The organism is Fundidesulfovibrio putealis DSM 16056 (genome assembly GCF_000429325.1).
In the GTDB taxonomy this organism is placed as follows: Bacteria; Desulfobacterota; Desulfovibrionia; order Desulfovibrionales; family Desulfovibrionaceae; genus Fundidesulfovibrio; species Fundidesulfovibrio putealis.
Map to the genome: position 1 here is coordinate 1 of NZ_KE386885.1, position 17,565 is coordinate 17,565.

Sequence of the window (17,565 nt, forward strand, 5' to 3'; positions counted from 1 at the left end):
GCCACCGCCCGCACCGCCCCGTCGCGGCTCTCCAACTACTGCCAGATCCTTGAGGACTCCTTCAAGATCTCCGGCACCCTGGACGCCGTGACCCCCATGGGTCGCCAGCGCATCAAGCGCTACGAGTCCGACAAGAGCCTCAAGTACCTGAACACCGAACTGGAATACGCGGCCCTGAACAACGCCACCGCCAGCGCCGGTGACGCCGGGACCGCCCGGCAGATGAAGGGCATGGAAGGTTTCATCTCCACCAACGACAAGTCCTACGCCTCCTACGCCGCCGGCAACGACTTCTCCGAGGCCAAGCTCCTGGAGATGTCCCAGGCTTGCTACGAGGCGGGCGGCGAACCCAGCATGATCCTGGTGGGACCGGTGCAGGCCCGCAAGATCGCCAACTGGAACCAGGCCGGGCGCATCACCGTGAACACCTGATCCTCCGAGCAGATCGCCAGAGCTCTGGGCTATGGCCGTCATGGTGCTGGAGCCCCTCTTCGGGCACATGAGGGTCATCATCGACCGCTACCTGGCCAAGGACGACGACGCCGGGACCAAGTACGACCGCGTGTACGTCTACGACCCCAGCCGCTGCTCCATGGCAACCTCACTCACCTTCACGTTTGTGGAACAGGCCCAGACCGGCGACTCCATCACGTTTCAGTCCATCGTGGAGGCCACCTTCGTGAGCTTAGGCGAGAAGTCCGCCGCCAAGTGCAAGAAGTGCGCGACCGACTAACGGACTGATCAACACCTAACCCCAACGGGGCGGGCCGCATGGCCCGCCCCCCTCCCATAGGATGAGCGATGATAGAACACCGCATAACGTTTACCGAAGAAGAGTTGGTGGCCTCCGCCACTCAGGACAACCTGTCCATCCTGGCCCTGACCAAATTTCTGCGCAGCCTGCCCAGCGACCAGCGAGGGTTCTTCAAGGACTGCCGCATCGAGGCCGTGATCCCCATCTACATGCCGCGCACATCTGCGGAGCGAGTTCAGGCCTGTCTCTTCCATGGAAAGTGAGAGCGTGTGAGGGGAGGGCAACGAATACTCAAATGAGAGCGCAAAAAGAGAGAACGGGAGCGCCGAAGCGGCACTCCTTCCAGGGGTAAGACCTCTATCGAAATCCCGACCGACCGGATGAACCGACCGGGATCGACGGCGAGACCAATCAGCCGCGACGGCTTGAATAGTAGCCGAGAGCACCGGTGTGCTCATCCAACGGTGGCTGGAAGGATATGCCCATTTCGTTGAATTGGCTCCACATCACCATGTAGCTGACGCCTTTAAGGTACTTGTAATCGTAATGGTCGTCCTTCACGACACCCTGTTTTCCCGTGAGACTGCTCTCCGGGAAGCTGAGCAGCCTGAAGTTGGCCCCTCCCCGGCTGATGTCCATCAGCTGTGCGTTGTACAGTTGACCATCGATCTCAATGTCGTAGTCATAGCCGTTGGCGTGTCGTTGCGCGAAAGTGCGAGCATAAACCCTGCGTTCATTCATAGCGCCTCCTGTGCGCCGAGTGTGTCCGCCGTACAATCCTCTTTGCCCGTCGGTATCCACCCCAGAGCAAAGCCCATTGAAACGCAGCAAAATGCGAACCAATATCGCATAGAATTTTCACACACTATTTCAGCCGCATACTTAACATCGTACTGGAAACATGTCGCCATCTCCGACCTGACCGTCGAAGAATTTTACACTCTTTTGAATCATCTCCCAAACAGCCGCCTTGCCACAAAGTGGACCATCAGGATTTACCGAATGAATTATCCGCGATTCAACCTCCCTCCTTCTACATGCCTGGAACTCTGAGCCGACGACCTCCAGGCGTATTGCTCATTTTCCGCATTCCCTCTGGCAACGCCGCACGAAATCCCGTAAGGTAAGCGCAGAACCCCCTTAAGGAGACCATTATGCGAATCGGTTTGGCTGGCCTTGGCCGAATGGGAATGAACATGGTCCGCCGCCTGCTCCAGGGCGGCCACGAAGTCGTGGCCTACAACCGCACGCCCGCGAAAGTGGACGAGATCGCCTCCGAGGGGGCCATCGCCTCCTACTCGCTGGCCGAGATGGTCTCAAAGCTGGACGCGCCGCGCGTGGTCTGGCTGATGCTGCCCGCAGGGGCCGTCACCGAGGAGCACATCGAGGAATTGAAGCCCCTGCTCTCTCCCGGCGACATCGTGATCGAAGGCGGCAACTCCCGTTTCACCGACGACGTGCGCCGCGCTCCCGAGTTCGCCAAGCTCGGCGTCACCTACCTGGACGCTGGCGTGTCCGGCGGCGTCTGGGGCCTCAAGGTGGGCTACTGCACCATGGTGGGCGGCCCGCTCCCGGCCTTCACGCACATCGAGCCGATCTTGAAGACCCTGGCTCCGCCCGAAGGCTACATGCACTGCGGCGAGACCGGGTCCGGCCACTATGTGAAGATGATCCACAACGCCATCGAATACGGCATGATGCAGGCCTACGCCGAAGGCTTCGCCCTGCTGGACGCCTCGCGCTATTCCGAAGGGCTCGACTTCGCCAAGCTCTCGCACCTGTGGAACCAGGGCAGCGTGGTGCGCTCCTGGCTGCTGGAACTGTGCGAGGACATGTTCGCCAAGGACGCCCGCCTCTCCGGCCTCAAGGCCTACGTGGACGACTCGGGCGAGGGCCGTTGGAGCGTGCAGGAGGCCGTGGACAACGCCGTTCCCGCACCGGTGCTGACCCTGGCCCTGATGGAGCGGTTCCGATCCCGCAAGGAGAACGACTTCGGCGACCGGGTGCTGGCAGGCCTTCGCAACGAATTCGGCGGACACGCCGTAGTCAGGAAGGAGAAATAGCCGTGGCGTTCGATCTGAAGAGAGCCGACGACGCGCCGGGATGCCGGATGACCGAGCGCCCCGAAGACTGCACCATTGTCATCTTCGGCGCTTCCGGAGACCTCTCCTCGCGCAAGCTCTTCCCGGCGTTGTCTCGGCTCTTCGAGGTGGGCGGCCTGCCCGGCAACTTCGCCATAGTCGGCACGGCGCGCACCCAAATGAGTACGGACGAATTCCGCGAGAAGGTGCGCAGCTGGCTGGAAGCCAGCGGCAACCTGGCCTCCATGGACTGGAACGTCTTCGCCCCCAGGCTGTCCTACCAAGCCCTGGAATACGACGCCCCAGCCAGCTACCAGGAGCTGCGCGGCGCCATAGAGTCGGCGGAGACGCAGCTGGGCCTTCCCGGCAACCGCATGTTTTACCTGGCCATCCCGCCCACGCTCTACGAGAGCGTTTCCGGCATGCTGGGCGTCGCCGGACTTGCCAGGAAAAAATCCAAGGAACTCTGGACGCGCATCGTGGTGGAGAAGCCCTTCGGGCGCGACCTGGACTCCTCGCGCGTGCTGGATGCGGCCATGCACGAACACTTCGAGGAAGAGCAGATCTTCCGCATCGACCACTACCTGGCCAAGGAGACCGTCCAGAACGTCCTGCTGTTCCGCTTCGCCAACTCCGTGTTTGAGCCGGTCTGGAACCGCAACTTCGTGGACTACGTGTCCATCCTGGCCGCCGAGGAGCTGGGCGTAGAGCACCGCGCCGGATACTACGAAGAGGCCGGGGTGCTCCGGGACATGTTCCAGAACCACATGATGCAGCTTCTGGCCATGGCCGCCATGGAACCTCCCTCGGTGTTCAGGGCCAGGGAAGTGCTGGACGAAAAGACCAAGCTCTACAGGAGCCTGCGTCCGTTCGATCCGGCCAAGGGCTTCGGACAGCTTGTGCTGGGCCAGTACGCGGCGAGCGAGGACGGGTCCAAGATCGGCTACCGGCAGGAGCCGGGCGTCTCGCCCAAATCCAACACTCCGACTTTCGCCATGCTGAAGACTTACGTGGACAACTGGCGCTGGCAGGGAGTGCCGTTCTACATCTGCTCCGGCAAGCGCATGGAGCGCAAGATCACGCGCATCGTGGTGCAGTTCAAGGAAGTGCCCCACTCCATCTACCGCGACATCGTGGGCGAGCACGTCCAGGCCAACCGGCTGCTCATGGAGGTCTACCCCAACGAGACCATCAACCTGACGCTCCAGGCCAAGAAATCCGGCGAAGGCTTCTGCCTGCGCACGGCAACCATGAGCTTCAACTTCAAGGACGGCTACGAAGGCCCGCCGCTGGACTCCTATGAGAAGGTCATCCTGGACTGCATGCTGGGCGACCACATGCTCTTCTGGCGCCAGGACGGCGTGGAGCTCTCCTGGACCTACCTCACCCCCATCCTCCAGATGTGCGAGCAGTGCGAAACCATGGACGAGAACCTCAAGTTCTACCCGGCTGGCAGCTGGGGTCCCAGGGACGCCAACATGATCCACCTCAACTACCTGAAGGACCTGCTGATCAATGAACGCCGCAGAGCTTGAGCTGTTCCCGGACCTGGAATCCGCCTGCGCCCGCGCGTCGTCGCTTACGGCCCGCGCGGCCAGGGATGCGGTCGCAGCGCGAGGCCGCTTCACCCTGGCCCTGTCCGGCGGCTCCACCCCGGCCCGCTACTTCGAGCGTCTGGGCGCGCAGGACCTGCCCTGGCAGGCCGTTCACGTGTTCTGGGCGGACGAGCGGCTTGTGGCGCACGACGACCCGGCCAGCAACTACGCCCTGGCGCGCGCGCATCTGTTCACGCGCGCCCCCATCCCGGCGGAAAATATTCACCCCATGGCCGACCCCGCCCTGCCGCTCGAAGCACTGGAGGCCCAGGCGCAGGCCTGCGAGGCCATGTTGCGGAGCTTCTTCGGCGCAGGCGGCTTCCCGGCGTTCGACGCCGTCCATCTGGGAGTCGGCGATGACGGCCACACCGCATCGCTCTTTCCGGGACAACCCGCCCTGGACGAGAGCACGCGCTGGGTCCTGCCCGTGGTCTACGACAAGTCCAAGCCGCCTGTCCCGCGCCTGACGTTGACCCTGCCGGTGCTCAACGCGGCTCGGCTGGCCTTCTTCCTGGTGTCCGGGCAGGGCAAGACGGCGCTTGCCAGGGATATCCTCGAGGGACGCGGCGCGGGATATCCGGCGTCGCATGTGCGCCCGGCTGGGGAGCTTTTCTGGCTGGCAGGGGAATAAGACGAGCGGGCTGAACGTGATTCCTGCAGGGCGTGACGCCAACGGCGCCGGAATCATCAGGGACTATTGGACCGCCTTTGCGGCGATGGCAGGGCCGAGATGCGGCAGCACGGTTTCGCGCATGTCGTCGGGCGTGTTGGGCTTGCCGTCCGGACCGGCGGAGCCGATGGTGTCTTCGGGGCACCATGAACCGTATTTCCCGCAGCTCTGTTCGGACAGGTTCAGCATAAGCGGGGAATTCCACGGATCCCGAAGATTGGCCTCATCCAGCTTCGAGCCGCCTTCGCCGCTGGACAAGGTCCAGACCCTCTCCATGGCGCTCCGCAGGGTGGCGGCGCAGGGTGAATCCGCAGGAAGGGACCGAAGGTCCTCCAGACCGAGGCATTTGTCTTCAGTCCCGGTTATCCCAGGGATATCCGCGAGAAGTGCGTTTTGAGTCACCTTGGTCAGATAAAGAGCCAGTGACAACTGCTTGAGCCGCAGCCGGGCATCCATGACGGCGTCCGCATTCGCCTCAGCCCTGGTGGCGGCAGGCAGTCCCGCCAGGCGCGTCTCGCGCCAGCCAAGCCACCCCGCAGCGACCAGCAGCGCGCCGCACAGGCACAGCGCGTACAGGCGCACGCCGCGCAGGGCCGCGCGCTCCCGGCCGGATATCCACGCCGACAGCTCCATGACCTAGCTCTCCAGAACCTGCTTGATCCGGCACACCCCGCACATTTCCTGCGAGGACGGGAACCCGCAGTGCGAGCATTCGTTCAGCGGCGGGGCGCTCTCCTGGATGGCCTCGAAGGCGGGCTTTCCGCGCTCCAGGAAGTGGCCGTAGAACTGCATCTTCATGCCCGGGCTGTTCTCCTCCAGGCTGGCCAGCAGCTTCTTGTGCCCGGTGAAACTCGCGCCCCCGGAGTAGGGGCAGGCGGCCAGCACGTGCTCGATGCCCTTCAGGAAGCACCACACGGCGGTCTCGTATTCGGTCAGGCGGCACAGAGGCTTGACCTTCTTGACGAATTTCCCCTCGGCTGGCTTCACCGGTCCCTGCCCGGCCAGATAGGCCCGGTCCCAGCGCAGGGTGTTGGCGAACAGGCGGGCCACCTCGTCGTCCAGGTTGTGTCCCGTGGCCAGCACGTTGAACCCGTTCTCGTAGGCGAAGCGGTTGAACCAGTGGCGCTTTATCTTGCCGCACACCGAACAGATGGGGCGGTTAATGTGCTTCTTCACCAGGGGGATGGGCAGGCCTTTGCTGGCCGTCTCCAGGATGTGATACTCGATGCCGTGCTTTTGGCAGAACGCTTCCACGGTGGCGCGGGCGCACTCTGAGGACACGGGGATGCCCAGGTCGATGTGCAGGGCGGTGATGGAATAGCCCAGCTCCGTGAGCGCCAGCAGCAGGCCCAGGGAATCCTTGCCCCCGGACACGGCCAGCAGCACGCGGTCTTCCGTGGTGAACTGTTTGTGGTCGTGGATGCCGCGCTCCACCTGCTTCAGGAAATAGGTCTCGAAACAGGGCGCGCAAAATCCGGTGTGATGGCTGGGGAGGGCCACCTGGGCGACTTCCCCGCAACGGCGGCACTTCATGGACCTACCCCCTGGACACGACGTGGCGCACGCGGATCTCGCCCTCGTGTCCAATGGTGCGGTCCGGCGTGAGCAGTTCCCTGCCCCGGATGACCAGCACTTCGCCCGGCTTGAGTTTCAATTTGTTGAGCAGCTGCGTGACGGTGTTCAGACGGCGGAATTCCAGCCGTTCGCCCGTGGTTTCTATGAAGACGCTTACCATACGTCTGGCTCCTATCCCGACCGTCTCCGGAGGGCAAGCCTCCAGGAGGCCCGGAAACGTGTTGACCGCATCGGGGTTTTTGAGCATACCCTCAACATGTAAGAGCGCGATACGCGCCAAGCTTTGGAGGTTTCCATGACAGCGAAGAAGGTCCTTGTGGTGGACGACGAAAAGCACATCCGCATGCTCTACCAGGAGGAACTGGAGGGTGAGGGATATGTCGTGGCCACCTCTGACGGCGAGGAAGCCATATTGTCCGTGCTGGAGCGCGAGAAACCCGCAGTGGTTGTCCTTGACATCAAGCTCGGGCCTAACCGGTCGGGCCTGGACCTGCTCCAGGAGATTCGCGGCAAGGATCAGGCCATCCCGGTCATCCTGTCCACGGCCTACGACTCCTTCCAGCACGACCTCAAGTCCATCGCCGCGGACTATTATGTGGTCAAATCGGTGGACCTGACCGAACTCAAGGCCAAGGTGACCCTGGCCCTGGAAAAAGCAGCAGCCGGAGCCTAGCGTTGCCCCCTCAAGGCAAACACCGTTTATTTTGAGGATAATTATCTAGTTTTATTTCTCTTGTCCCAGAACGACAGTTCCAGATTGTTCCGGGACGCGACACGAGAGCCCGCCATGCACCGTCGGCCTGCCCCTGCGACCGCGCAGGCCGACCGGAACAGGCCGGGGCCGGCCCCAGGCCATCCGGGCCCCGGTCGCCGGGTCTGAAACATTTTGAGGTGCGCCTGCCGCACGCGTCGCGACGCGCCCTGCTCCCCTTGCCCTCACCTGGGCTTCGTGCTAGCCCCCCACCATGAATTTCGACGACCTGAGCCAGTTTCTCCTGAAGTTGGCCATCCTCGCTCCTCCCATGCTCATGGCCGTCACCTTCCACGAGGTCGCCCACGGCGCCGTGGCCGCCCTGCTGGGCGACCCCACCGCCAGGCTGGCCGGGAGGCTGACGCTCAACCCCATCAAGCACCTGGACCCCATGGGCCTTCTGGCCTTCGTGCTCACCCAGATGATCGGCTGGGCCAAGCCTGTTCCTGTGGACGGTCGCTATTTCAAGAACCCCCGCGTGGGCATGATCCTGGTCTCCGCCGCAGGCCCCGCCTCCAACTTCGTGCTGGCTGTGCTCTCCGCGCTGTTCCTGGGCGTCCTGGCCTTCATGCTGAAGTTGTGGCCCGGCGGGTTCTTCCAGGCCTACCTGCTGGCCCCGCTCTGGTTCATGACCAAGGCCAGCGTACAGGTGAACCTGGCCCTGGGCGTGTTCAACCTGCTGCCCATCCCGCCGCTCGACGGCGGCCATCTGCTCATGGGATTGCTCCCCAGGCGCTGGGCGTATGAACTCTCGCGCCTGGAGCGCTGGGGATTCGTCATCGTCATCCTGCTGGCCCTCACCGGGGTGCTCGGGCGTCTGCTCGGCCCCGTGGTGTCGTCACTGTACAACCTTCTGATCTAGCGAGCCTCCATGAAAGCCCTGAACCGCATCGTTTCCGGCATGCGCCCCACCGGCCCCCTGCACCTTGGACACTATTTCGGCGTCCTGGACAGCTGGGTGGAGTTGCACCAGGACCACCAGTGCTTCTTCTTCGTGGCCGACTGGCACGCCCTGACCACCGAATACGCCGAGCCCCAGAAGATCAAGGGCTTCGTTCCCGACCTGGTGAAGGACTGGGTGGCCGCAGGCCTGGACCCGGCCAAGTGCGTCATGTTCCAGCAGTCGCAGGTGAAGGAGCACGCGGAGCTGCACCTGCTGCTCTCCATGATCACCCCCGTGAGCTGGCTTGAGCGCAACCCCACCTACAAGGACGTGCGCGACCAGCTCGACGGCACCAAGGATCTCTCTACCTACGGCTTCCTGGGCTACCCGGTGCTCATGGGCTCGGACATCCTGATCTACAAGCCCAACCGCGTGCCCGTGGGACACGACCAGCTGCCCCACCTGGAGCTCACGCGTGAGATTGCCCGGCGCGCCAACTACCTCTGGGGCGACACCTTCCCCGAGCCCGAGGCCAAGCTCACCCAGGCCTCCAAGCTGCAGGGCCTGGACGGGCGCAAGATGTCCAAGAGCTACGGCAACGCCATCTCGCTTGGCGAAAATCTGGACGAGGTGCGCAAGAAGGTCTCCACCATGCTCACCTGCGCCAAGCGCATGCGCCTGAAAGACCCCGGCGAGCCCGACGAGTGCAACCTCTATCCGTACCACCTGCTGTTCACCCCCGCCGAGCAGAACGTGCAGATCGCCAAGGACTGCCGCACCGCCGCCATGGGCTGCGGGGACTGCAAGAAGATCATGGCCGACAACCTGATCAAATTCCTGGAGCCCTTCCAGGTGCGCCGCGCCGAGTTCGACCGCAACCCGGACCTGGCCTGGGATATCCTGCGCGACGGCAACGAAAAGGCCAGGGAAGCCGCCAGGGCCACCATGGATGAGCTGCGCTGCAAGCTGAATTTCAACTTCTAGCTTTTATGCGCCGGGGTGGTCGGGGGAATAGCCTCCGGCGGCCAAAGGGACGAGTCCCTTTGGAATCCCCTATTGGGCTCTGACGATGTGAGGCCGCTCCGAAGTGGCCAGGACGAAATAAAATGCAAAAGGCCGGGGAGACGTTCCCGGCCTTTTTTCATGCTTGCGTCAGCCCAGCTTTAACTTAGAAATAGCGTTTCAGTCCCACAGTCAATGTACATGCTACAAAGGACATTACTTTGAATTGATCGGCTTAGGCGGAACTGGTTTCGGAATTTGGGATCCACCCTTAATTCGCTCAAGCGGTGGAGGAGAGGGTGGAGGAGAGGGTTTACCCCCAAGATGTCTCATATTGGCTCCTGCTGTTTGCTTTTGATAGCTGAGAAGACACAAATAAAACGCACTTCCCTTAGAAGTTAACGCCCTCTCGGCGGAACAGGCCGTGGCCTAGGTGGCACTGGTCGTTCTATTCCCTCTCGTATGTGCTGCAGATCGGGAGGACTTGGCGGCGGCGGTGGCGTTGGTGGATTTGGGTTCTGAGCCACCCGAGAATGTACATACATGACATACCCCTATTGTAATTTTGCTGCCAACTGTGACAAAACAAAGCTACACATCAAACACAAAACAGACCCAATTGACCACTTATTAAAGTTATGCAACATATATGTTCTTTCTTTGTTCATAAACCCGTTATCTGTTGACGCAGTCACCATCCACTGGAAAATTTCCCCTTTGAGCTTATCTTCAACATATCGCTGACTACAAGCAATATCCTTATAGTACTCCACCATGTCTGCACGGTACTTTTCAATATGCGTCGGATATGGCAATACATAGTAAGAATTACTCACGTACGACCTTACAAAATAATAACAGCTGACAAGTATGCCGCCATTTCCAATAATAAACAGGATGGTCGACAGTGCAAACAAATTGTCAAATGCCCATTTATTAATCCCTGAAAAGATATACCCACTGAATGACAATAAACTTACGATAACAACAAGTGGAAACTGAAGCCGAGAATTATATTTCTCCTTTGTTTCAAGCTCATGAAAATACAACTTACTATAAAAATCAAACAGTTCATTTTTATCCATATACACCCCCGAAAACAAAGTACCCCCCTACGCAAAACGACGTCAACAAAAATCAAAAACCTCCCCCAAAATACTCAAAACAAATATAATAAGTCGAAACAACTACCACACCACTAGCAATGGTACGCAATCTCGAACAGCCAGTCGTGTTGCGACATGATTTGTTTAACCTCACAAATAAGCTGTGTGCGGCTACGCATGCGTAGCCGCACACAGCGACAGACTCTTATTTCGTTTCTCTTGCGCTCTCCGTTGGTTTCCAGGCCATCAACCCGGCAGAAGGCAGGCGGCGTAGCCCATGCGCAGGGCCGTGTTGCGGCGCTCCGTGGGCGTCAGGGTTGTCATTGCGACGTTTTCCCGCAGGCCGAGGGCCGTTTCCTGGCCGGGCGCGCGCGTCGTGGCCCGGACAAGGCCGAGCACTTTGGCCGAGCCGACCTCGTCGTCGTCATCCGCCGCAGCCTTCTGCTTCAAGTGCTCAGGCGCGGCCACGCGAATTCTCATCACATTCACTGCGAGCATTGCAGGTTCCTTCTCAAACAATCGCGCCGGGCTATTTCTCCGCCAGCGGCACATTGATCTCGGTCAGCAGTTCTTCGGGCGGCGTGGTCTGGGGGGAGTTCAGGTACACCTCGTAGCACGGCTTCGGGGAGGCCTCCCGCCCGGACTTGGGCAGCCATTCGCCGTACAGCCACATGTACGTCCGTTCCAGCTGCTCGTAAGGCCCCTTGTGGACCACCGTGGCGTATTCGCCGCCGGGAATTTCCGTAACGAAGCTTTCCGTGTCGTCCGTGCCAGGCTGGAAATCCGGCCCCACGGTGATGCAGGCGTCATAGCGGATGAGGTCCGGCGTGGTTGCGCCCGGATCGTCGTGCCCCACGCCGATGAAGCGCGTCTGCGGCCCGAAAAGCCCCTTGGGTCCGGCCCAGGCCATCATCTTGCCCCAGGCTTCCATGGACGACTCCCTGTACGGCCCGGTGGCCCGGATACACGCGACACGAACGGCTTGTTTGCGGCCTATGATCACATCCACGGCGATGGCTCCTGTCTGGTTGTGGTTGAGAAAGTCCTCGGGAAAGGGGAACAGCGCGGCCACCCGCTCCTTGCGGCGCAGGCGCGACAGTTCCCGGAAGTGGCTGGGCGATTCGCCGTAGTGGGCCTTGAAGGCCCGGCTGAAGGCCTCGGGGGCCTCGTACCCGGCTTCCATCCCGGCATCGGTCACGGACATGTCCGTGAATTCCATACGATACGCGGCGCGCGTCAGGCGCAGGCGGCGGATGTGCGCCCCGATGGTCTCCCCGGTCATGCCCAGGAAGATGCGGTGGAAATGGTAGGGCGAAAATCCGGCGATGCGCGCCAGGCCTTCCAGCGTCAGTTCCGCGTCCAGGTTGTCCTGGATGTGGGCCAGCACGGTGAGCATGCGGCGGCGGTAGCTTTTCCCGTTATCGATCATGGGGGGCTTCTATCGCATTCTGTTCGCGAATGCCTGACATTTTTTGCCCTTTCGCACCCGCGTTGCTGCGTCCAATTCTGAAAATCATCATCACGACTTCCCCATAAAGCCCGCAATGGTATACAGGCGCGCCATGAATCCCCAATCCGACGCCCACGGCGAAAAATCCGGCGCTGCGCTGAACTCCCTGTTCGCGGCGGTCTTCCTGACCGGCCTCAAGCTCGCGGTCGGGCTCTCCACCAACTCCCTGGGCATCCTCTCCGAGGCGGCCCACTCGGGGCTGGACCTCCTGGCCGCCGCAGTCACCTTTTTCGCCATCCGCTATTCGTCGCGTCCCGCTGACACGCGCCACCCCTACGGCCACGGCAAGATGGAGAACCTCTCGGCGCTGATCGAGACGCTCCTTTTGCTGGTCACCTGCGTGTACATCGTGCACGAGGCCCTGGACCGGCTCCTCTATCACCCCGAAGCCGTGGACGTGACCTGGTGGAGCTTCGGCGTGATGGCCGTGTCCATCGTCATCGACATCTCGCGCTCCCGCATGCTCAAACGCATGGCCGAGAAGCACAACAGCCAGGCCCTGGAGGCTGACGCCCTGCACTTCTCCACGGACATCTGGTCCTCGGCGGTGGTCATCCTGGGCCTTGGCTGCGTGTGGCTGGGGCGGACCATGCCCGAGGGCTCGGCCCTGCGGGGTGTCCTGGAGCGCGCCGACGCTGTGGCCGCGCTTGGCGTGTGCGTGATCGTGGTCTGGGTGAGCGTGCAGCTCGGGCGCAGGGCCATCGACGTGCTGCTGGACGGCGGCTCCGAAAACCTGACCGAGGACATCCGCGCGGCGCTGGCCGACATTCCCGGCGTTCGCGGCGCGGAGCAGGTGCGGGCCAGATTGTCCGGCCCTTCGGCCTTCGTGGACCTGACCCTGGACATCGACCGTCAGGCCAGCTTCGAGCAGGCCCACCAGATCGGGGCCAGGGCCGAGGAGGCCGTGAAGAGCGTCACCCCGGAAGCGGACGTGGTGGTGCACTTGAAGCCCGTGGCCTCCCAGGAGCGCGACCTGTTCGAGCTGGTGCGCGGGCTGGCCGCGCGCCACGCCTTGGGCGTGCATGGCCTGCGCGCCCATCAGACCCCCAAGGGGCTGCACTTGGAGATGCATGTGGAGGTGCCCGACGGGCTGAGTCTGGCCGTGGCCCACGAGAAGGTGACGGAGCTCGAGAACGCCGTGCGGGCTGCGCTTAACGAACCCGTAAGCATCGTCAGCCACATCGAGCCCGTGGGCGAGGCCGACCTGGGCAGGCTGCCGGAGGCGGACCTGTCCGAGTCCATCACCCTCCATGTGGAGCAGCTGGTGGGCAAGGCGGGCGGCGTCAGCGACTGCCACGGCGTGGCCGTGCACCGCGCGGACGGCAAATATTCGGTCAGCTTCCACTGCCGCATGGACCCGGCCATCCCCATCGGTGAAGCCCACGAGATGACCGCCCGCCTGGAGGACATGATCCGGGCCAACGTGGGGAACGTGGGCCGGGTGGTGATCCATGTGGAGCCGGAGTCCGGCAGCTCCGTGAAGGGCTACCCGGCCAAGGGGCCGTAAGCACGTAAGATTCAGCGCCTGGACGTGACGCGCGGACCGGTATCCGGGCTGTCCCACTCGGCGGTTATCGCCCCCTGATAGGCCGTGGAAAGCGGCTGCGCGCCGGACTGCTCCAGCGCCTGGACAATTTGCGGCGCGGGGAAGCCGAAGGTGTTACCGCGCCCGCAGCTGATGAGCGCCCATTTTGCCCCCACACGTGAGTAGAACCCTGGCGACAGGGCGCTGGCGCTGCCGTGATGCGCCGCCACCAGAACGTCTGCGGCCAGGGAGTCATCCGGCGAAGTCCCCGTCGCCAGCAAGTCCAGCACGGACTGGCCCGCGTCGCCGGGCAGCACGGCCAGCCCCCTGCCCTTCCAGACCAGGCGCAGCACCAGGGACGCGTCGTTGCCCCGCCTGGGATAGCCCGCCGACGGGTGGAACACCTCCAGGGCCAGATCGTCCCCCAGGTCAACGCGCTGTCCGGCCCGCCAGGTTTGCGGCGTCAGGCCGCTCTCGGCCAGGGCGGCCTGGAAATCCCCGGCCTGGGGCACCTCGCCGTTGCCCGCCAGAAATCCCACCCGGAACGAAGCCAGCAAGTACACCAGCCCCCCGGTGTGGTCGCGGTCCGCGTGGGACATCACCATGCCATCAAGATGCGGCAGCCGCCCCCAGGTCAGGGCCGGGGCCACCACGGCGCGCCCGATGTCGAATGTGCCCGACGTCGTCCCGCCGCCGTCCACCAGCCAGCGCCTGCCGCCGCGCGCCTCGATCAGCACGGCCTGGCCCTGCCCCACGTCCAGCACGGTCAGGCGCACCCGGTCCCGGCTCTGGTCCCAGACCCGGAACAGGCCCGGCCCGGTCAACAGCATAAGACACAGGAACAGCCAGCAGGCTCGCCGCCGCGCGTCGAAACTGCGAGCCCAGACCAGCCCGCCAAGCAGCACCACGTAACCCAGCACCTCGGGCTGCCAGGGCCGAAGCACCGGGTACACGGTCAGGAGGCCGCGCGCGTCCATGTCCCGCAGGCTTTCAAGCATCAGCGAGCAGACCCAGCCCGCCCCGGCCAGCAGTGCATTCCCAAGGCCAGGCAGCCACAGCACGGTCAGCGCCCCCAGGTAGGCCAGCGGTTGCGCCGCCCACTCCACCACCGGCACCCAGAGCAGGTTCAGGTACAGGTGCGGGCTGGCCTCGCCGAACACCGAGAACTGGATGGGCAGCACGGCCAGTTGCGCGGCCAAGGTCACCAGGAGCCAGCCCAGCGGGATGACCCCCAGCCAGCGCCACACGCTACGCTTCGGAAACAGGCCGAAGAGGGGGCGCGCCAAGGGCATGAGGAGAATCAGCCCTGCCACGGCGGCAGCCGAGAGTTGCAGGCCCACTTCGAAAACGCATAGCGGGTCCCAGACGAACATCAGGAGCAGCGCCGCGAACAGGCCGTCCAGCAGCACGCGCTCGCGCCCCATGAGCAAAAGCACCCCCCAGCAGGCGAACATCAGCCCGGCCCGGGTAAGCGACGGCTCGAAGCGCCCCAGCCACAGATAGCCAAGCGCCAACGGGAACCCGATGAGCGCCGCGAGCTTCGGCCTGGGCAGGCGCAGGTACGCGCCCGGCCAGACAATCCCGACCAGCCAGGCCGCTGCCCAGCCCATGGCCAAGACGGCGGCCAGGTTCATGCCGGACACTGCCAGGAGGTGCGAGAGCGACGCCCGGCGCACCCGGTCCAGATCACTGGTGCTGATGGCGAAGCGCTCGCCCGTGACCAGCCCCAGCGCCATCCCGGCTGCGGATGCGTTTTCGCCCCCCGCGCCCGCCAGCACGGCCTCGCGAAGGCGCACCCTCCAGGCTTCAATAGGCGACAGGGGAGCCTCGGATTCCACCCGTACGTTCTTGGCCCCCATGGTGAAGGTCCGCAGGAACACCCCCCGCGTGCGCCAGCGCCAGCCCCAGTCCGTTGTGCCGGGGTTGTCGAACCCGCCGGTGGCGTGCGGACGCGCGGCCAGGGCCACCCGGCTGCCCGGCGTCGGCCGCGAGGCCGGGTCCTGCCAGGTCCAGACCAGTGTGCCGGGAAGGGGAATGGGCTCCGGCGACAGACCGGATGGGCGGGCCGAGTCCTCGAAACGAAACCGCGCACCTTCCAGCATGATCTCCAGGCGGTTTCCCGGCTTCTCCTCCACGGAGGAGGCGGTGCCGGACAGCACGCCCTTGGGGCGCTGGTCTATCCACTCGGGCCACTCCAGCAACTCGGGCACAGCGGACAGACGCGCGAAAGCGTACCCCAGCCCCAGCAGGAAGGCTGCGGGGAAATAAAAAACGCGGGGCGTCGAACGCCCCGCGATCAGATTGCAGATGGCCACCACGGCCAGGGCCAGCCCCCCGGTCAGGGGGTCGTGCACGGCCCAGGCTCCGCAGGAGCAGGCAAGGAAAAGCGCCTGCCAGGGAAGGAGCCCCGGAACGGCTTTCACGGCGCGACACCGCCAGCGTCCCCGAGCGCATCGGCGACAATCCGTGCGGTAGTGCCGCTCGTGACGGATTCACGCTCCACGCTCCGTCTTGCGGCCCCGGAGGCGCTCATGCCCACGCAAACGGCCCCCATGGACGCGCCCAGCCAGTCCGGCCCGGCTATTCCTTGGCCCGCTTGATGCGCGCCCCCACGGACTGGAGCTTCACTTCCATGGCCTCGTAGCCCCGGTCCAGGTGGTAGATACGCTGCACTTCCGTCGTGCCGTGGGCGGCCAGACCGGCCACCACCAGCGAGGCGCTGGCCCGCAGGTCAGAAGCCATCACCGGCGCTCCGGTCAGGCGCGGCACGCCGTGCACGAAGGCGTTGCGGGAGCTCACCTGGATCTTCGCGCCCATGCGCACCAGCTCCGACACGTGCATGAAGCGGTTCTCGAAAATGGTCTCGCGGATGGTCCCCGCCCCGGAGGACACGCACATGAGCGCCATCACCTGGGCCTGCATGTCCGTGGGGAAGCCCGGATAGGGCATGGTGGTCACGTCCACGCAGGTCAGCTCGCCGCCCCGGCGCACGGAAAGGCCGTCGGCGCGCTCGTCGATGACAAGGCCCATCTCGCGCAGCTTGGAGAACACCGCGTCCATGGCGTCGCAGGGGCAGTTGTCCAGGATCAGCTCGCCCCCGGTCATGGCGGCGGCCACCAGATAGGTGCCTGCCTCGATGCGGTCGGACATGATGGAGTAGTCGCAGCCGTGCAGCGAGGTCACGCCCTCGATCTTGATGACGGGCGTGCCGTGGCCGGTAATTTTTGCACCGCAGGCGATGAGGAAGTTGGCCAGGTCGACCACCTCGGGCTCGCGCGCGGCGTTCTCAAGGATGGTCTCGCCCTCGGCCAGGGCGGCGGCCATGAGCAGGTTCTCGGTGCCGCCCACGGTGACCTGGTCGAACACGATCTTGGCCCCGTGCAGGCCGCTGGTCTTGCCCGCGATGTAGCCCGAGTCCAGGTCGAAGCGCGCGCCCATCTTTTCCAGGGCGGTCAGGTGCAGGTTCACGGGCCGGGCTCCGATGGCGCAGCCGCCGGGGAGCGCCACGCGGCCCTCGCCCAGGCGCGCCAAGAGCGGCCCGAGGCACAGCACCGAGGCACGCATGGTCTTCACCAGGTCGTAGGGGGCCTCCGGGTTCAGGGTCTGGCCGGGGCTGACCGTGGCCTGCCCGTTCTCGAAGGAGGTCTCAAGCCCCAGGATGTTCAGGAGCTTCAGGGTGGTGTGGATGTCGCGCAGGTTGGGCACGTTGGAATAGGTGACGGGCGTGTCCAGCAGGATGGACGCGAACAGGATGGGCAGGGCCGCGTTCTTGGAGCCGGAGACGCGCACGCGCCCGCGCAGGGGCAGTCCGCCTTCGATGATCAGTTTGTCCATGGGTCGCCTCGGAATGTGTAGGATGGCAAGGCGCATCTCTAGCCCGAAGCGGCCCCAGGCTCAAGAGCTCAGGGGCGTAAAAAGGTGTTGACCTGCCCATCCGGCTCCTGTACTGACCTCAGTTCGACGGTGGGTGTAGCTCAGTTGGCAGAGCACCAGGTTGTGGCCCTGGGGGCCGTGGGTTCAAGCCCCATCACTCACCCCATCGAAAACGACGAGATCCCGGACAGGCAACTGTCCGGGATTTTTTCGTTTCAACCGGTTTCAGCCCCGTTTCAG

19 protein-coding genes and 1 tRNA gene are annotated in these 17,565 nt (G+C 63.7%); 11 read left to right on the top strand and 9 right to left on the bottom strand.

From position 1 onward, the window contains the following. The 3 genes from G453_RS29060 to G453_RS0116790 all read left to right on the top strand — a co-directional run. On the top strand, positions 1–432 hold a 432-nt coding region (locus G453_RS29060; protein ID WP_027191973.1), incomplete at its 5' end, for an SU10 major capsid protein. A 31-nt stretch (positions 433–463) separates the two neighbouring features. Further along, positions 464–733, top strand: a complete 270-nt coding sequence (locus G453_RS29065) for an SU10 major capsid protein (protein ID WP_027191974.1) — start codon at positions 464–466, stop codon at positions 731–733. A gap of 68 nt (positions 734–801) precedes the next feature. Then, a complete protein-coding gene (locus G453_RS0116790; protein WP_027191975.1) occupies positions 802–1,017 on the top strand; it encodes a hypothetical protein in 216 nt (71 codons plus the stop codon). A 148-nt stretch (positions 1,018–1,165) separates the two neighbouring features. On the opposite strand, the gene G453_RS0116795 is transcribed toward G453_RS0116790, so the two are convergent. Continuing rightward, positions 1,166–1,495, bottom strand: coding sequence for a PilZ domain-containing protein (locus tag G453_RS0116795; RefSeq protein ID WP_027191976.1), 330 nt, complete (start codon positions 1,493–1,495; stop codon positions 1,166–1,168). Positions 1,496–1,908: 413 nt separating this feature from the next. Here G453_RS0116795 and gnd point away from each other — a divergent pair, with 413 nt between their 5' ends. Genes gnd through pgl form a run of 3 tightly spaced genes read left to right on the top strand, consistent with a single transcriptional unit; the run spans position 1,909 to position 5,061 of the window. Continuing rightward, positions 1,909–2,817 carry a phosphogluconate dehydrogenase (NAD(+)-dependent, decarboxylating) gene (gene gnd, locus G453_RS0116800; protein ID WP_027191977.1) on the top strand — a complete coding sequence of 303 codons (909 nt, stop codon included), beginning with the start codon at positions 1,909–1,911 and terminating at the stop codon, positions 2,815–2,817. Positions 2,818–2,819: 2 nt separating this feature from the next. Further along, positions 2,820–4,370, top strand: a complete 1,551-nt coding sequence (gene zwf, locus G453_RS24780; protein ID WP_235731795.1) for a glucose-6-phosphate dehydrogenase — start codon at positions 2,820–2,822, stop codon at positions 4,368–4,370. Beyond that, positions 4,351–5,061, top strand: a complete 711-nt coding sequence (gene pgl / locus G453_RS0116810; protein WP_027191978.1) for a 6-phosphogluconolactonase — start codon at positions 4,351–4,353, stop codon at positions 5,059–5,061. The genes zwf and pgl overlap by 20 nt, the downstream gene beginning before the upstream one ends. Before the next feature lie 63 nt (positions 5,062–5,124). On the opposite strand, the gene G453_RS0116815 is transcribed toward pgl, so the two are convergent. From G453_RS0116815 to G453_RS0116825, 3 genes are read right to left on the bottom strand one after another with little or no spacing between them, the layout of a single operon-like run. Further along, positions 5,125–5,733: a hypothetical protein gene (locus tag G453_RS0116815; protein WP_027191979.1), complete on the bottom strand. Its 609-nt coding sequence runs from the start codon at positions 5,731–5,733 to the stop codon at positions 5,125–5,127. Positions 5,734–5,736: 3 nt separating this feature from the next. Then, positions 5,737–6,633, bottom strand: a complete 897-nt coding sequence (locus tag G453_RS0116820) for a TIGR00269 family protein (RefSeq protein ID WP_027191980.1) — start codon at positions 6,631–6,633, stop codon at positions 5,737–5,739. 4 nt (positions 6,634–6,637) lie between these two features. Continuing rightward, positions 6,638–6,835 (bottom strand): ubiquitin family protein, encoded by a 198-nt coding sequence (locus G453_RS0116825; RefSeq protein WP_027191981.1) that lies wholly within the window; start codon positions 6,833–6,835, stop codon positions 6,638–6,640. Positions 6,836–6,970: 135 nt separating this feature from the next. Here G453_RS0116825 and G453_RS0116830 point away from each other — a divergent pair, with 135 nt between their 5' ends. The 3 genes from G453_RS0116830 (at position 6,971) to trpS (ending at position 9,293) form a co-directional block, all read left to right on the top strand. Then, positions 6,971–7,348 (top strand): response regulator, encoded by a 378-nt coding sequence (locus G453_RS0116830; protein WP_027191982.1) that lies wholly within the window; start codon positions 6,971–6,973, stop codon positions 7,346–7,348. Between the two features lie 292 nt (positions 7,349–7,640). After that, a complete protein-coding gene (locus tag G453_RS0116835) occupies positions 7,641–8,288 on the top strand; it encodes a site-2 protease family protein (protein ID WP_043646281.1) in 648 nt (215 codons plus the stop codon). A gap of 9 nt (positions 8,289–8,297) precedes the next feature. Beyond that, on the top strand, positions 8,298–9,293 hold the full coding sequence (gene trpS / locus G453_RS0116840) for a tryptophan--tRNA ligase (RefSeq protein WP_027191984.1): 996 nt from the start codon (positions 8,298–8,300) through the stop codon (positions 9,291–9,293). A 572-nt stretch (positions 9,294–9,865) separates the two neighbouring features. Here the strand turns inward: trpS and G453_RS28175 are convergent. From G453_RS28175 to G453_RS0116850, 3 genes are all read right to left on the bottom strand, one after another. Then, on the bottom strand, positions 9,866–10,396 hold the full coding sequence (locus tag G453_RS28175; RefSeq protein WP_156920993.1) for a hypothetical protein: 531 nt from the start codon (positions 10,394–10,396) through the stop codon (positions 9,866–9,868). A gap of 267 nt (positions 10,397–10,663) precedes the next feature. Beyond that, positions 10,664–10,915: a hypothetical protein gene (locus tag G453_RS0116845; RefSeq protein ID WP_027191985.1), complete on the bottom strand. Its 252-nt coding sequence runs from the start codon at positions 10,913–10,915 to the stop codon at positions 10,664–10,666. 31 nt (positions 10,916–10,946) lie between these two features. After that, positions 10,947–11,846, bottom strand: a complete 900-nt coding sequence (locus G453_RS0116850; protein ID WP_027191986.1) for an AraC family transcriptional regulator — start codon at positions 11,844–11,846, stop codon at positions 10,947–10,949. Positions 11,847–11,979: 133 nt separating this feature from the next. Between G453_RS0116850 and G453_RS0116855 the strand changes: the two genes are divergently transcribed. Next, positions 11,980–13,434, top strand: a complete 1,455-nt coding sequence (locus G453_RS0116855) for a cation-efflux pump (protein ID WP_027191987.1) — start codon at positions 11,980–11,982, stop codon at positions 13,432–13,434. An 11-nt stretch (positions 13,435–13,445) separates the two neighbouring features. Here the strand turns inward: G453_RS0116855 and G453_RS24785 are convergent, their stop codons facing one another. Continuing rightward, positions 13,446–15,875, bottom strand: coding sequence for a DNA internalization-related competence protein ComEC/Rec2 (locus tag G453_RS24785; protein ID WP_051272542.1), 2,430 nt, complete (start codon positions 15,873–15,875; stop codon positions 13,446–13,448). 157 nt (positions 15,876–16,032) lie between these two features. Then, positions 16,033–17,286, bottom strand: coding sequence for a UDP-N-acetylglucosamine 1-carboxyvinyltransferase (gene murA / locus G453_RS0116870; RefSeq protein ID WP_027191988.1), 1,254 nt, complete (start codon positions 17,284–17,286; stop codon positions 16,033–16,035). 129 nt (positions 17,287–17,415) lie between these two features. Here murA and G453_RS0116875 point away from each other — a divergent pair. Beyond that, positions 17,416–17,491: transfer RNA gene (locus G453_RS0116875), tRNA-His, on the top strand. Positions 17,492–17,565: the final 74 nt, after the last annotated feature.